Below are 15,948 nucleotides of genomic sequence, written 5' to 3' on the forward strand. Positions count from 1 at the left end.
ACAATTTGCCACATTGATAAACCACCAATGCCGCTAGCTCCTTATCATGGATAAGGGCTTCACCGTCAGGCCACTCAAGGATGAACGGGTTGCAATTTTTACACTTTACTAAAACACCAAACCTAGAAAAGGACAAATTTAAATATGTCGCATGTGATCATCACCGGCGCCAGTAGGGGTTTGGGAGCAGCTGTTGCTCTACGAGCTTCTAACTTAGGTTGGGACGTCTCCATTGGTGCACGTTCGAGAGTCGATCTTGATACGATCTCAAAGCTGCTCAACCCAAAACAAAACAATCACGCAAACTCAATCGATGTGTCAATTGAGAAAAGCGTCACTGAATTTTTCAAAAATGCAGTTGATCACAACGGACCTGCCTCTGCGGTCGTTCACTGCGCTGGAATCTATGGACCATTTGGGCCATCAAACTCAATCAGGGCAGACGAATGGATACGTACTATCGAAACCAATCTCATGGGCACTTTCTACGTTGCTCGCTCTGCTATCGACATGATGCTTGAGCACAACGGCGGCAAAATAGTTCTACTAAGTGGGGGCGGTGCAACCAATCCGATGCCCAATATTTCAGGCTATGCCGCAAGCAAAGCAGCGGTCGTGCGATTGATGGAAACACTGGCCCTAGAGGTTCAAGAGCACAACATTCAAATCAATGCAGTAGCGCCAGGTCTCCTAGACACTGCGATGCTAGATGAAGTTATCAAAGCCGGACCAAGTGCTGTTGGCGAATCATTCTTCAAACGGATGGTGCAGGCTAAATCAGATGGAGCCGACTCCATGGACAATGCCGTGGAATTGATATTATTCCTAATGAATAACAACGTACCAGGACTCACTGGAAGGCTAATAAGTTCGAAGTGGGACGAATGGAGATCCTGGGATGCCAATACTTCAATATTCAATAGCCAAGATATCTTTACCCTGCGGCGTCAGGTAACTCCCTGAAAAGTAATAAGCCAAAAAAGACCCGGCAACCAGATGCAGCACTTTAGCTAAGCGATCGCGAAAACTACGCGGCTCACCATTTTCACTACGGTCGCCAAAGCTTATTAATCGGCTCAGCCAAGAGTCCAAAAGTCCAGTGCGTGCAACTAAGACTACGTTCATCTAATAGCTATTTCACGAAACCCACGTCAAAGGTTATGCCCCTAGTCCTGAGACCCTAGTCCAATTGACCTCAAAAATTCGACGATCAAACCGCAACAGAGAGAAACCTATGCCCAATAGATTTTGAATTTGAAGAAAGTAAATGAGAATTTAGTTCCAATCCAAGATACGAGACCCCTATTTGAAGGTTGGCCCATGAAGTGATCGACCATCCATGTCTCGCAAGGACTAATATAATTCAGTATTTAATATAAAGATAATGACTGATCGCAAAATTAAGGGCGACAATTGAGCTGATAAGATATCCTAATCTAACAATTCGAACGAGACATAAAAGCTTTATAACTTCTCGAATTATTAATCTTCGGGTCAGTGTCGTATTCAATTTGCAACAAGTAAACGATATCTAAAATCAAAAAATAAATCAAAATATCATAGAAACAGGGGCTAGACAATAAAAACGATCAAAGATCAGACACCAATAGATCATGCAAACCAAGCCCCTGTCAGCATTCTACGCAAGGACGGGTCACGCGACAAAACACTCGATCTTGCCTCAATTGTGGTAATGACGCTAATCATTCTTGGCCGATATTACAAAATCCTGTTAGGGCAAGCGAGTCTCTTTAGCGACACCAATATTATTCCTAAAAGCTACTCTGTGGCCGACCCAGTGGCTGGGTCACAGATAACCTACTATAAAGAAATAGCCGTCAACCATGCTTGGTCGCTAGGACACCTGCCGATATGGTTACCCAAAGAAGGTTTAGGAATCACCCTGGCAGGAAACCAAGCCGCTCCTTGGTTTGTGCCTGAGATAGTACTGCATCTTCTCTTTCCACACAATCTATCGATATGGAATGTCGTTGCCTTGACTATTGGAGCGTGCGGCTCCTATCTTTTTGCCCGCGCCCTCAATATTAGCTACCTCGGTTCGATCGTAGTTGGCCTATCGTATTCCTTGAGCGGACCTGCGATCGCAAATCTCAATCTAGATATGATCAATCCTCTTATGGTGATGCCCTATCTCGCTTTAAGCTCCACGTATTTAATTGATGCAATCAACCTAAACCGCAATAAGTACCTGTGGATCGCCATAAATACATTCGTTGCATCTCAATTGTTCTTGTCGGGCTTCGTAGAAGTCTTACCGATTGAACTCATCACAATTGGGCTAATCACATTGACGATGATCCTAAAGACTAAAGGCTCCTGGCAATCAAAGATAGCGATGGCAGCGCTTTGGTCAGCTACGTTAATCGCGGGCTTCGTTGCTGCATTAGTTGCAATCGTACCATTTCTGACACCACTAACCAGCTATTATTCATTTCAAGACACCAAAAGTTGGTCGCTACATAACCCACGGTATTGGCTCCTGTCACTCTTTGACTACTGGTCATTTGGCAAAGCAATAACATCGGGCTCCTTGCAAATCAACAACACCGTTTGGACCGCGGGAACACCAATTCTTTTTGGACTGAGTGCTACGGCCCCGATAGCACTATTTATAAAAAGACCTTCCAAAGACAATCATCGAGCGATCGCCTTGGTCATGACCGCAGTAGTCATCTTCGGGATACTAGGATTCAACGATACTTTCTCGGTACTAAACATCTTTCAACTTCCTCCGCTGAACCTAATAGCCATGGTTCGATTCCTGCCATTTTTATGGTGGCTGCCCCTATGTATTCTGGCTGGATTTGGGATCGATGCATTGAAGTGGCGACTTCCGCTTATATCAGGCTTTCTATTGACGGCTAGCATAATCGCACTACTTTGGTTCGACATTTTCAAAAAGGGTCCAGCGATCTTTGCGATAATTTCAAAGACCAATCTGTCATCCACAATCGCTACAAACCTACCAATTATAGCGATTTTCATAGCGCTACCCCTTGTCATCGTATTTCTACCGAATAAATTTAGAGCTCCAGTCGCCTCCATCGTAAGCATTTGGATGATTCTAATCATGGTACCCAGCACCTTCTATACAACTAAAGTGCCCACATCTCAAATACGAAAAATTAGCCAAATCCTAACCAACAACGGCTACCAAAACTCGCTTACCTTCTCACCCTTCAATTTTCTTCTTCCGTCGATATTGATCAAGAATTCAATTCCGAGTATTCAAGCATTTGATGTTTATTTTCCTAAAGGCTACGCCTACTCACTTAAAAAATATTTCGGAAATCAATCGCCATTTCAGCCGCAATCGCCGATCTTTCCCTTTGCTCCAGCGATGATCAACGTCCCCATAGATTATCAAACAATACCTGAGCTAAAAGCGCTCGGCGTTGAAGTTGTCATTGTCTCCAATCCATTAAATTTGAGCCGCGAAATTCCATTATCTGCTGTAAAGATCTCAAATGTTCCACAAAGCCTAAAGGTGTCCCAACAAAGCTTTCAAAAGGCATTCACAACACTTTTGAATATCTACGACTCACGACCGGATCTACAAAAGGCATTCACAATTGACAAAAGCGGTACAACACTCCTGAAATGGGCAATCAGCGTCACAAATAGCTCGGACACATCTGCGCCCCAACTGGCTCCGTTTGATCAAATATATAAGAGCACGCTCTCTTACTTGCGCACCCAACCGAATTTTACGATCTACAACTATTCAACGAGTGGATTTCGCAAACCTCAGCTTCGCCTACTAGGAAAGACGCTAGTCCAAGGGCAAATTGAGTTCATTTACGACATAGCAAATGGCAAAAATAGAACTCCGTTATGGGTCCCAAAGACAATCAATTACTCTAATAATCGCAATCGGAATCCGATAGCCATCTCCTCGAACTCAGTAACGATCGAGGCGTCTAATCTATCAAAAACTCTTCAAAATAATGCTGTCAATTTGACTTCAATACACTTCACTGAAAACTCGTCTCAAATGTCGGCAAGCTTCAAAGCCAACAGACCTGGAATTGTAGTAATTAGACAACAAATATCACCCGGTGAAACAGTTACAGTCAACAACCACAAGACCAAAGTTCTCCTGGTAGACAACTTTATGGCCGGAGTCAAAGTAAGAGCCGGAAATAACTCAATCAAAATTAGCTTTACTTCACCATTACAATTAATAATCTTTTGGGGAGACCTCTTGCTAAACTTTGCTTTATTGACAACAATAATAGTTCTTTATTTCGGTAGAAGGCTAGGATCTGTCTGCCAAGATAAACAAAATGATTATCTTGCTCAACTAACCGAAGGGTAAACAATCATACGAACACTTTCAATTCCTCCTAGTTATTTGGGAATAAAAGTGTTAGATTTAGCTTGCATCACTTTCTGAGATTAACTATTTGAAATTATCGAGAAGCTGTGGTGCCTAAACCTGTCACGTTATTCTCCTGCGCCTCGGTCAATATTTTTAGGTCTTATTTAGTTTGTATGTCGCTTATTTTTACCTTCAAAGCGAAACAATTCCACAAAAAAAGTCATCGTGGAGCGACTTTCTCGTCCATCACCCGGCTACAGATCACAATCCTCAGCACACACGTAAATCAATTCCACATCCGATCTTGACCATAGAGCCTTAAGGTCACAAAAAGTACAACAGAACTGAACATAGAGGCATTCAAAATTTCGATTTGAAATGCCTCTATACTTAGAGTGAAGGCGACTGCTTGCTTTACATGCCGATTTTTGGATCTATGACTCAAAACCATTTACACATCAAAGAACCGATAAATCGTATTTTGACAAAAGGTAACTCCTCGAAACAAACAACTTTGAGCTCTCTAGCTGGCACCGTGGTCACATCGAACGACAGCCAATCCCATAGCCGCCTGACTAAAAACACCAAAGATATAAGCCGCCACACAACGCATTTGTCTAGGTACCTTTAGAAACAAACAAACCATTACCCCGATCTCCACATAGGATAAAATAGAGACGTAGCGCTCAATAGAACGTCACAAGAATATGGGCCATCGAATATCATAGGAATCCTTGAGCTAGCTCTCAATTTAGCTATCTCCGTCAGAGGATCGAGACGTGGCAACCCCTTAGAAGATGCCGATATCAACAATCTAACAAAAGTACCATTAGCATTGACATGGTCGAAGACCACCGTCCACAAACCGTGGTCTGAGCCAGAGTAGTCAAGAGTGTAGGTTGCGACCTAAGTACAATGCAGGGGCATGGAAAGCTTCGATGGCGCTAAGTCAAAAGTTCAATCTAGCCAGGATCCTCACGAATAGGGATAACTATGACTCTCGACCCAATAAGCTGAATTTCTATTTGGTAAAAGTTAGACCAAGTTCAAATACATACCGGAACAACAATTACTCGAATAATTCAAGGCTAAGAACAAAGGCCTTTGGCCGACTACTTACTTCGATCGTCTTTCTCGCAACCTTTTTCACCTTCGGAACGATCTTTGTCGGGCCCATCGCATCATCGTCCGCAGCTGCCGCAGAGACGTCGCCCTCAATCACAGTTACAGCAGGTCCTTCCATAGCACATCTAGGAAGCGGCTATGTAATTTCCATAAAGGTCACCAACGCACCCTCACACTCAGCTATAGAGGGCTTGCTCTATCCAAAACTTCAAAATCGAAGTGAGTTAAAGTATCTAAATAATGCTGGGAGTCTCAGCTATCCAATCGCATTTTCTAGACCGGTATCGGTTCCAGGTAACCAAACGGCAACTTCCACCCTTGTAATACCGATCTCATTTACCGCGCCGGGTTCGGCTAGTTCTAACAAATCAGGCTTCAACCTCGATCTCACTGATTGCGCCAACACATGCGATGGTGTTTACCCATTGGTAATTACCATGATCCACAAAGGAGCCACGATCGCATCTCACGCAATTCCTATAGCTATTTTGAGTCCGGCCGTCCCTAGTACCGTTCCTCTTGGACTCGGGCTAAACATAGATCTAACTTCTCTAAAGAATGCAAATGCCATCCCAGTTATCTCTGAGCTTGCTAAACTTCTATCGACCTATCCGACCCTCTCGCTCACCCTAAGCTTTAGCGCCCAAACTCTAGAAGTAATCAAAACCTCGAAATCGCAATCCGCTCACCAAGCGTTACGCACGATCGCCAGCTGGGCCTCTCAGCCAAACCACCAAATTCTCATCAATAGTGTCACTCCGTTGAATTTGGTGCAGTTGGATGCTTCTAACCTTCTTAGTTACATCGCCCAAGATAGCGCCCTCGCCTCAAAGATTGCAAGCCAAGTCGGCCTTACACCAGCTACATCGCCCAAAATATTTGTTACCCAAGGACCCCTTGATAACTCTGCCCTTAGCGCGCTTGCTAACGATGGCTTTCATCAGGTTGTGACCGCTGGCAACAACCTCGACCTTCCTGACCTAAAGTACACACTTACAGCCGGGTTGAGAATACCTCAGGGAGCTTCGAGTCCAGTTTCAATATTAAGCCAAGACCCAAAATTAAAGCAAGATCTTCAAAAACCATCAAATGCCTTTGAGAAATCAAACTTTACGATCTCTGATTTGGTATCGGTCTTTGAAGATCAACCTAATGATTCAACACAGCGAATAATGTCGCTTACCCTACCTGTCAATAGCTCAAACCAAATAGCTGTTGCCAATGACTTCCTTGGCTCTTTATCGGGTGCAAAAGTGATAAAAATCATGACACTTGGTCAAGCATTCGACGCGTTAAATTCCGCTAAGCCAAAAGCTCAGTGGCTAGAGACTTCTCTCACACGACAAAGACACTCCCAAATAGCCAATCTTGCCACCTTCAATAAAACTGCTATCAAATTAGCTGCTACAAAGAGTGCCTTGATCAATAAGAAACTCGCAGATCCAATGACCCTTTGGCTTATGGAAGCGCTATCATCGAATAACTCGCAATCTCAAAACCAAAGCCTTCTAGCCAATATCAACTCATCGATCACCAAAATCTTCTCAGGTGTTTCACTTCCAAGCAATAGAACTGTCACATTGACTTCAAATAATGCAAGCGTTCCCATCTCTGTTACTTCACATTCGCATGTTGGCCTGATGCTTCGCCTTGGGCTATCTAGCGACCGTCTCAATATACCAAATGGCAACAACGAGCTAGTAAAAGTAGTCTCTGCCACAAATACCGCTACCTTTGTTATCTCGACCAAAACTCTGGGAATCTTCTCGGCCAAAATGACACTGTCGACACCAAAGGGAAACCTAGAGATCGCATCCACTCAAGTAGTTTTTAGATCTCTTACATTTTCCACGGTTGGATCGCTGCTAACGATCTTGGCGCTGCTAACCTTAGGATTTTGGTGGCTCAGAACCCTATTTAGAGGACGGTCGCGAAATCAAAATCTCATACCCCGCCAAGCCCCTCAGAGTCAAGTTGAATCAAAGGACCAAACAGAACCACCTGCCTTCGACCAAGAAGCCGCCTTACAATCCGACCAAAGCTCTATTGATGAGACTGATTAACAAATGAAAAAGATGGAGTCTTTGATTGGGAACGTAGCCACCAGGCGCCGAAACGCTGGAGCTATGGCCATTGGCACGATAATATCGCGCGTAACTGGACTTCTTCGCCTCTCTGCAATTGCATGGGCACTTGGAATTTACACGATCTCAGATATCTTCAACCTCTCCAACAACGCACCTAATACATTTTTCGATCTCTTGATTGGGGGCGTACTAGCCTCCACGATCGTTCCGGTGATGGTAAAAGCATCGTCTCGAAAGGCTAAAAACGAGGTCTGGGAGTCCCTTTCAGCCATCACGACTGTTACCGTTGGAGCCTTAATAATTGCCACCTTGATCTTTGAATTAGTGGCAGGGTTGATAATTCATGGTTACTTCCTCTCCAACCATGCACCAAATCGTGACCTTCAAATACGAGCGGCAATAAATCTGCTTAGGTTCTTTGCCCCACAACTCTTCTTCTATGGGGTCATCTCAATCGGAACAGCCCTACTTAACACCTTTAGACACTTTGCCGTCCCCGCCTTTGCGCCCATTGCCAACAACGTCATAGCTATCATCACCCTGGCAATCTTTCACTTCTCATTCTCCTCTCTAACTGAGGCACAAAAGCTGAACTCTCTCGCAAATGGCGGTTCACTACTTTGGCTCTTAGGGATCGGAACTACTGCGGGGGTAGCACTTCAATGTGCAATCGTCCTATATGCAATGAGAGGACGAGGCTTTGCCCTCTCTGTTCGTTTTGACCTCTCCAACCCCGCGGTAAAAGAGATCACTCGCCTTTCGGGGTGGACCTTTGGTTATGTGCTTGCCAATCAAGTCTCTCTATTTTTCATGCTCACCCTTGCAGAGGGCCACTCCCCCGGCTCTGTGAGTGCCTATAACAATTCATATCTATTTTTTCAGCTCCCCTATGGCATTGCAGCCTTTTCGGTCATGGCTGCAATCTTGCCAGACCTTGCCGAATACTACTCCCACCACGAGATAGGGGCCTTCCGTCGCAACTTAACTCGTGGGGCTCGAATCTCGGTAGCCCTATTGATCCCCTTCAGTGCCATCTATGTCACCATGTCACATCAGATAGTTCAGATTCTCCTTGGCCACGGAGCAGCAAGTGCTATTGGCATCAACTTGACATCCAAAAGCCTTATCGCTCTAGGCCTTGGATTACCGGGATTCGGAGCCTACCTAGCACTCGTACAAGGCTTTCAAAGTGCAAGGCGAGCCAAAGAGGTATTTTGGATCTATTTCATCGAGAACCTGCTAAATATTATTCTGGCAATAGTTTTAATCCATAGCTATGGCGTCTTTGGTCTTGCTCTCTCAGTCTCGATTAGCTACAGCGTCTCAGCGGTCATCGCAGCCATTGTCATGCGCCGACTAGCGCTTTCACCTTATTTGAGATCTCTTTTATACTCTTGGATTCGCATTGCGATACCGTCATTAGCCATGGGGATAGTCATAAAGGTTGTCTCAAACTACCTAGGTGCTTCAAATGGGGCTAAATTGATTGTCTATATTGGCGTCGAACTTATATTGGGGTCAATTGCCTTCGGTTCAGTTGTGGCCTTAGGTTATGGAATTTCAACAATCACCAGAAGCGGAAGAACAACAAAATGAGCAAGATCAAAATCATAACGGATTCAGCTTCGGATATACCGCCGCATTTGATCGACGAACTACAGATAGGTATCGTTCCACTTACTATTACCTTCGGCGATAAGTCCTACAAAGACGTAATCGAATTGAGCGTCGAAGAGTTCTGGGAAAAGTCACAAAGCTCGCCAACCCTTCCGCAAACGGCCGCCCCTTCTATAGCGGCTTTCGTCGAAGCCATGACAGAGGCGATTGAGAGTGGTTATGACGGAATTATAGTCATCACTCTCTCCTCGAAACTTTCAGCAACTTATCAAAGCGCTACCCGCGCTAGCGAAGAGGTCGGCCAATCAAAGATTCCGATAATAGTCATCGACTCTGAATTGGCAACATATGGCCAAGGCTCACTAGCCGTTCTAGGAAGTGAAAACTCCTCGTTGCCAATCGAAGAATTGGCAACTTTGATTAGGAACACAAAAGCGAGAACGCGCGTCTTTGGGGCCTTAGACACTCTTGATAACCTAAGAAAGGGCGGCAGAATAGGCCCTGCAGCCGCAACGCTGGGCTCAATCCTCTCAGTAAAGCCGATCATCGAGGTAAAAGACGGGGTAATTGAGGCACCTTCAAAGCAACGCACCCGAAAGCGCGCGCTTGAATATCTCTACGACCTCGTTCAAGGCCAAGCGGACCAGATAGAAAAGATTGCGGTGATTAGCGCTTTAGCGCCAGACACCGATGAGTTCGTCGCAAAGATAAAAGAGATCACAAAACTAAAAGATATCCCAGTGGCGATAATTGGACCTGTAATTGGCTCCCACAGTGGCCCAAGGACTATTGGGGTGGCCTTCACCCTTCAAGAAAAAGCCCACTGAGATAACTTTGGCATTAGGGCTTCTAGAAGGAAAAAGCATTTTATCGGGTACATGGGGCGAATAAACTAATTGATAGTTGAAGACTTCTTTTGCCCCAAATTTTTCGAATCATAAGAGCCAGATCAAGTTATCGAGTTGGTTCATTTAGAAAAACTAGATTTAGAAAAACTAAATAAAGACGAGATGCGTAGATGCCTTCAAGTGAACACTAACCAATTCGAACTGATGAAGATATTTAGAACAACTAGAGCCAACTGGAACAACTTAGATACACCTAAATCTATTGATTCCAAATCCACCCAGACCACAATAACGATTTGACAACGGAGATTCCAATGGACCAAGAGATCAATCCACAAAGCGCCCCGTCCAAAAAGAGCGACTGGCCAGAACGCGCGACAAACTTGGTAATTGAAGTTACCGATTCGATCAGAGAAAAGGGGATCTCACCCATCTATCGAATAGTGAGAGTTCTGATCTTCGGCCTTTTGGGCGCAGCCCTTGCCTCTACCGTAGCGATCCTACTATTAATTGGCATCATCCGAGCGATGACGGTCTATCTCTTTGGAGACAATGTCTGGATCACCTACCTAGTTTTGGGAGTTATTTTCAGCGCCGCGGGGTTCTTTATATGGTCAAAGCGAATCAAAGCGCTCAATGATTAAAGATTTATAAACCAAGGAACAATAAAAAGATGACCCAAAAGACTAAGGTAGCAATCGTCGGATCGGGACCAGCCGGACTCACCGCCGCCATCTATAGCGCAAGAGCTAATCTATCCCCCGTAATGATCGAAGGAGAGATCTCCTCCACCTCGGATCAGCCAGGTGGACAATTGATGCTTACAACAGAGATTGAGAACTTTCCTGGCTTTATCAATGGAATTGATGGTCCGGAATTGATGGGGAACTTCAAAGCCCAAGCCGAGCGATTCGGAACTTTGATACACAGCGCCAAAGTCTCCAAGGTGGACTTTTCCACTCGCCCATTTCGTCTTTGGACCACAGATCAAGTTGGAGATCTCAATGATCTTGATCCAGCCTATGAGACCGACAGCGTCATCATTTCAACTGGAGCTAGATCATTGATGCTTGGCGTTGACCGAGAGATAGAACTAATCGGCCACGGGGTCTCGACTTGTGCCACATGTGATGGATTTTTCTTTAGAGGAAAAGAGATTGCTGTCGTCGGTGGTGGAGATTCAGCCATGGAAGAGGCGATCTTCCTTACAAAATTTGCAACAAAGGTTTACGTGATAGTACGACGCCACGAGCTACGAGCCTCTAAAATCATGGCCGATCGCGCTATGGCTAACACCAAGATCGAATTCATCTGGGAATCTGTCGTTAGTGAACTTATCGGTGAAAACTCCCTCGAGGCGATAGTTCTGCAAAACAGAGCCACCAAGGAGACCTCGAAGCTATTAGTCACGGGTCTTTTTGTTGCTATCGGCCACGTCCCCAATACCGACATATTCCAGGGTCAGATCGACCTTGATGAAAATAACTACATCATCACCCATGATGGCACCTACACCTCCGTGGAGGGAGTATTTGCCTGCGGTGATGTTCAAGACCACAAATATCGTCAGGCTATAACAGCTGCAGGGTCGGGATGTATGGCAGCAATCGACACAGAGCGTTGGCTCGAACACCAAGTGACCCATTGACTCAGGCCAGATAAAGGAATAGACCAACCTTAAAATTGCGTTTTAAATGACGAGCGCTAATGTCGATCGAATTGGTCGTATTTTTGTAGCTAACTAATGGCGAAAGGCTAGATAAAAAGATGGAAATTTTAAAGGATAAATCCTTTGACGAGCAACTGCTAAACAATGATCTTTTGCTCGTAGACTTTTGGGCAGAATGGTGTGGCCCTTGCAAGATGATAGCTCCGATCCTAGAGGAGATTCAGCGCGAGAAAGAGGGAGTACTCCAGATCGGCAAATTGGATGTCGACGAGAACATGGAGACGGCACGCCGATACGAGGTAATGAGCATTCCGACACTAATTCTCTTCAAGAAGGGCGAGCCAGTGCTACGCATGGTGGGAGCTCGATCGAAATCAGCACTACTTCGCGAAATAGAGGCACACCTCTAAGGTCCATGACAGAGCGTTCGTTCAAAGCTGGCGCCAACGAAGAATTTGAGAGCGACCTCGGCGAGGCCGATATCCCAATTGGACCAGGGTCTAAACCCACTTCAGTAGGACACCTACAGCGGCTACTTACCCAATGTGGGTATGTAGCCGTAGATGACTTAGGTACCTTTGGCTCCTCAACCAAAAACCAACTTCGCGCATTTCAGCAGTCAAAAGGCATCACTCCAAATGGAATCTGTGATGGATTGACTTGGCATGTCTTAATTGAGGCCCACTGGAAGTTGGGCGACCGCTTGCTCTATCTAAAGACGCCCATGCTTAGAGGTGACGATATTGCCCAACTGCAAGGTCGTCTCTCATGGCTCGGCTTTGATCCAGGCAAGGTAGATGGTGTCTTTGGACCAAAGACCCTTCGAGCCGTAGGAGAGTTCCAAATTAATGTGGGTCTCTCTGGAGATGGCATATCAGGAGCAGAGACAATAGCCGAACTGGAACGAAACATCGGTCGTAGTTCGGTTACAGTAACTAGCTTCAAAGAAGCCTTGCGCTTTGGAGACCCGGCAAAAGATATAAGAACATTAAAGCTTGCCATTGCGGCCCCGCTCAGTCTTGCCGTGAATGCCGAGATGATCCGCCAATCGCTAAACAAAGAGGGCATTCGCTCCACTAGCTTTATCCATCCCGACATCACTACCATCGCAAGCCTCACCAATACCTCCGGTGCAGATCTCTCGATCTTCCTTGAAATATCTCGCTCAAACCAAGGATGTATCTCCTACTTTCAAGGCTTCAGATATACATCAACTATCGGGCGATCTATCGCCCAAACTATCGCAGATGAGTTAGAAAAAGTCCTACCTATACCGTCGGTTGAAGTATTAGGTTCTACACATAGAATGCTCCAACTTACAAGAACACCATCTGTAGTAGTAGCAATCGGGGAGCCACACCTATGGAGCCTCTACTCCATCGAGATATCAGCCGCTATTATTAGCGGCCTGACCAGCTGGAAAGCTGACCAACAGTAGTTATACACAGGGTTATCCACAACTGTGTAAATCTCAGATTAAGGTTTAGATTCAGACCATCTAAACCTTAAAGTTAGACTTTACCTACCACCTAAATAGATCGAAACAACTCTAAAACACACCTGAGATACCATCGCCATCCCCATAGCAAAAATAATGAAGGCTTCTCAAAAAAACAAGGGCCAAATTGCCCTTGGCCTTGGTTGTGTTACTAAAGAAAACTTATAATCGCCCCGATATTAAAGACAGCTAATTAGTCGAAGGTACCGGAGATGCTATGCAAGTTACGACTAGCTCAGATCGAGAACTCCTTGGTTCGCTACGGAACTTTCTTACCAATACCGAAAAGGCGCTAATTCTCGTAGCTCGAGAAGAAATCATTTGGATCAACAATGCAACCGCAACACTGATGGCTACGGCTGCTATCGATATCATCGGTCAACGACTTGACCAGATTACCACTATAGAGATTCCTGCTAAGCTCAACCACGCTCAAAGTCTCGAGGGCGAACTAGTTCACGCCACTGGAATTACGATACCAATTTCTTGTCTAGCAACCCCGCTCTCCAATAGCGAGATGATGCTAGAGATCACAGACCGAACCGAATTTGATGCCCATCACGAGCTCGCCCTCTATCAAGAGCGCCTCTGGGTTTTAGCAAATCAGATTCCTATAGGAATCTTCTACAGCGAGGTAGGCCTACGTACCGAATTCGCAAATGACTTTCTGGCACAGATATATCAAAGTCCGGTCGAGACCCTCCTTGGCACCGGATGGATTGACCAGATTCCTCCAATAAGTCGTCCTATAATCGAGGAGGCCGTACTAAAGACCCTATCTGGCGTAGTAACAGAGAGCGAAATTGATCTAGTCACCTTTAGTGGCACCACCAAACGAATCCTATATACCATTTCACCAATTATCTCTGGTGACGGGCGAGCAGGATTTGCAGGCACGGCAGAAGACATCACAGACAGATGCCTCCGCGAAGAACAGATGGCCCATGCCGCAACACATGACCCCCTCACCGGACTGCCCAACAGAGCAGCGATGATGAACGATCTCTATAGCCACCATCAAGCTCTCACCAATAAAGAGATTAAGGGCATAACGGTAATCTTCTGCGATCTAAATGATTTCAAAGTTGTAAACGACAGCTTAGGTCATAAGGCTGGGGACCGTATATTGATAGAAGCTGCCAACGGTCTACGTTATGGCTGTCGAGATGGCAATCTAGCCTATCGCTATGCTGGAGACGAATTTGTAGTCCTTTGCCCTGGAATCTTCGACAACGCTGAAGCCACAACAATCATCGCCGAACTAAAGTCATCCATGGAGGCGCCAGTCCACTTCGCAAATACACAAATAAGAATCTCTGGAAGCTTCGGCTCATTTACCTCCAGCGATCCCGCGATATCCCCCGAAGAACTCCTAAATAGAGCTGATGCCTCCATGTATGGTGTGAAACAACGTTCAAAGCAAAGACGCGAGGGGTAATTATGTCCACTTCAACACTTTCAAAGTTAGTATCGCTCCTGAAGAACGCCAACACAAACCCTTCAGTAGCATCAATGATCGTCTCAGCCATAGACAACCCCGACTCTGGGACCGGTGATATATCTAAGTTGATCAACAGTGATCCTATATTAAGTGCGAACATAATTCGAATTGCCAACTCAAACTACTATGGTCTTCCCGGAAGAGTATCTAACCTCAACTTCGCCGTCTCAATCCTGGGTCTTTTGGCAATCAGGTCGATAGCACTCGCATCACTACTTAGAGCTTCAATCGATATTCCCACGCAAATATGGCACAAACTCCTCGCCAACTCTATCGCCACAGCAAAGACTGCAGAAGCAATGTCGCTAGATCGATCATTTGGACTAACTGGAGGTCTCTTGGCGGATTTTGGTGAGGTAATAATCTACAACAGCGACAGAGATACCTGCAATCAAATTCAAAAAGAAACCCTCCTACAACCACTAGCTGAACGCGGACCCTACCAGGAAGAACTCGAACTCATCCAATTTGGTGTCACACATTCAGAACTCTCGAACTCAATCTTAACCAAATGGGGATATCCTGACGAATTCTGCAATGCTATCGCCCACCATCACCATGAACCCATAGAAGCAAGCGATCAAAACTCCAAAGCTCTCTATTGGGGAATGCTCATCGCTGAATCGATTCAGCAACCCGATCACACTACCTCAGACTCGCTCCAACTACCCTCCCCCATGGGCGGATTTAACTTCGAAACGATCTCCGAAGAGATAGGCCTCTTTATCGCGTCAGTTGACACACCGTAAGAACCAGATAGGTCCTCACCAGGTAGAGTTCACCACAATCCCAAAATAGCACGCCTCACATAACCACAAGTGCATAAATCATCCACTCAGAAAAACAGGAAACCATCCCGGAAAACTCACGGATAATTCTCCTGGAATAAACTCTTACACCAGGGATCCTGTCATGGCCATCGACCAAACCAAGACAAAGAGATCTCAATCAAAAGGCTGCCGCGAAATGGGACGACCTACTAAAACCAACCACAAACCTTAGAGACAGCCTATCTTGATGGCACAAGAAACTTTAGCTATAGTCCAATCCCGAAGCGGTTCACTTTAACTAGCAAAACCACACAACAAATGCAATAAATCCAAGAAGACCAACAGTCGCCAGTCGCCAGTCGCCAGTCGCCAGTCGCCAGTCAGAAGCATCTTCTAGACACCACAGTCGCACCGACCTGAAGTCCTTATAGTGGCTCCTGAGACCACCAAACCGATCCACAATCTGTCTTTGAGCATCTACCAGGACTTCC

Annotated in this window: 10 protein-coding genes and 1 pseudogene; all 11 read left to right on the top strand. The window is 45.5% G+C overall.

All coding sequences use genetic code 11. From position 1 onward, the window contains the following. Positions 1–144 precede the first annotated feature (144 nt). Positions 145–963 (top strand): SDR family oxidoreductase, encoded by an 819-nt coding sequence (locus ACIDITHRIX25_RS98420; RefSeq protein WP_201733504.1) that lies wholly within the window; start codon positions 145–147, stop codon positions 961–963. A gap of 730 nt (positions 964–1,693) precedes the next feature. After that, a complete protein-coding gene (locus tag ACIDITHRIX25_RS98425) occupies positions 1,694–4,339 on the top strand; it encodes a hypothetical protein (protein ID WP_201733505.1) in 2,646 nt (881 codons plus the stop codon). Between the two features lie 941 nt (positions 4,340–5,280). Then, positions 5,281–7,530 (top strand): DUF6049 family protein, encoded by a 2,250-nt coding sequence (locus ACIDITHRIX25_RS98430; protein ID WP_201733506.1) that lies wholly within the window; start codon positions 5,281–5,283, stop codon positions 7,528–7,530. A 3-nt stretch (positions 7,531–7,533) separates the two neighbouring features. After that, positions 7,534–9,150 (top strand): murein biosynthesis integral membrane protein MurJ, encoded by a 1,617-nt coding sequence (murJ, locus tag ACIDITHRIX25_RS98435; protein WP_052606088.1) that lies wholly within the window; start codon positions 7,534–7,536, stop codon positions 9,148–9,150. Next, a complete protein-coding gene (locus ACIDITHRIX25_RS98440; RefSeq protein ID WP_052606091.1) occupies positions 9,147–9,998 on the top strand; it encodes a DegV family protein in 852 nt (283 codons plus the stop codon). Before murJ ends, ACIDITHRIX25_RS98440 begins: the two co-directional genes overlap by 4 nt. A gap of 335 nt (positions 9,999–10,333) precedes the next feature. After that, the gene (locus ACIDITHRIX25_RS98445) at positions 10,334–10,663 is read left to right on the top strand and encodes a hypothetical protein (RefSeq protein WP_052606093.1); all 330 of its coding nucleotides are present in this window, start codon (positions 10,334–10,336) and stop codon (positions 10,661–10,663) included. Between the two features lie 29 nt (positions 10,664–10,692). Continuing rightward, on the top strand, positions 10,693–11,667 hold the full coding sequence (trxB, locus tag ACIDITHRIX25_RS98450; RefSeq protein WP_201733507.1) for a thioredoxin-disulfide reductase: 975 nt from the start codon (positions 10,693–10,695) through the stop codon (positions 11,665–11,667). Between the two features lie 113 nt (positions 11,668–11,780). Then, a pseudogene (gene trxA / locus ACIDITHRIX25_RS98455) lies at positions 11,781–12,098 on the top strand (thioredoxin); the annotation flags it as partial. A gap of 5 nt (positions 12,099–12,103) precedes the next feature. Further along, positions 12,104–13,126 carry a peptidoglycan-binding protein gene (locus ACIDITHRIX25_RS98460; protein ID WP_052606099.1) on the top strand — a complete coding sequence of 341 codons (1,023 nt, stop codon included), beginning with the start codon at positions 12,104–12,106 and terminating at the stop codon, positions 13,124–13,126. A 277-nt stretch (positions 13,127–13,403) separates the two neighbouring features. Further along, a complete protein-coding gene (locus ACIDITHRIX25_RS98465; protein ID WP_201733508.1) occupies positions 13,404–14,624 on the top strand; it encodes a GGDEF domain-containing protein in 1,221 nt (406 codons plus the stop codon). A gap of 2 nt (positions 14,625–14,626) precedes the next feature. Continuing rightward, complete coding sequence (locus ACIDITHRIX25_RS98470; protein WP_201733509.1) at positions 14,627–15,436, top strand: HDOD domain-containing protein; 810 nt, start codon at positions 14,627–14,629, stop codon at positions 15,434–15,436. Positions 15,437–15,948 lie beyond the last annotated feature (512 nt).

The organism is Acidithrix sp. C25 (assembly GCF_904848545.2).

Coding starts and splice junctions, on each gene's coding strand:
- ACIDITHRIX25_RS98420 (WP_201733504.1), top strand. CDS start 145: ATGTCGCATGTGATCATCACCGGCGCCAGTAGGGGTTTGGGAGCAGCT.
- ACIDITHRIX25_RS98425 (WP_201733505.1), top strand. CDS start 1,694: ATGACGCTAATCATTCTTGGCCGATATTACAAAATCCTGTTAGGGCAA.
- ACIDITHRIX25_RS98430 (WP_201733506.1), top strand. CDS start 5,281: ATGGCGCTAAGTCAAAAGTTCAATCTAGCCAGGATCCTCACGAATAGG.
- murJ (WP_052606088.1), top strand. CDS start 7,534: ATGAAAAAGATGGAGTCTTTGATTGGGAACGTAGCCACCAGGCGCCGA.
- ACIDITHRIX25_RS98440 (WP_052606091.1), top strand. CDS start 9,147: ATGAGCAAGATCAAAATCATAACGGATTCAGCTTCGGATATACCGCCG.
- ACIDITHRIX25_RS98445 (WP_052606093.1), top strand. CDS start 10,334: ATGGACCAAGAGATCAATCCACAAAGCGCCCCGTCCAAAAAGAGCGAC.
- trxB (WP_201733507.1), top strand. CDS start 10,693: ATGACCCAAAAGACTAAGGTAGCAATCGTCGGATCGGGACCAGCCGGA.
- ACIDITHRIX25_RS98460 (WP_052606099.1), top strand. CDS start 12,104: ATGACAGAGCGTTCGTTCAAAGCTGGCGCCAACGAAGAATTTGAGAGC.
- ACIDITHRIX25_RS98465 (WP_201733508.1), top strand. CDS start 13,404: ATGCAAGTTACGACTAGCTCAGATCGAGAACTCCTTGGTTCGCTACGG.
- ACIDITHRIX25_RS98470 (WP_201733509.1), top strand. CDS start 14,627: ATGTCCACTTCAACACTTTCAAAGTTAGTATCGCTCCTGAAGAACGCC.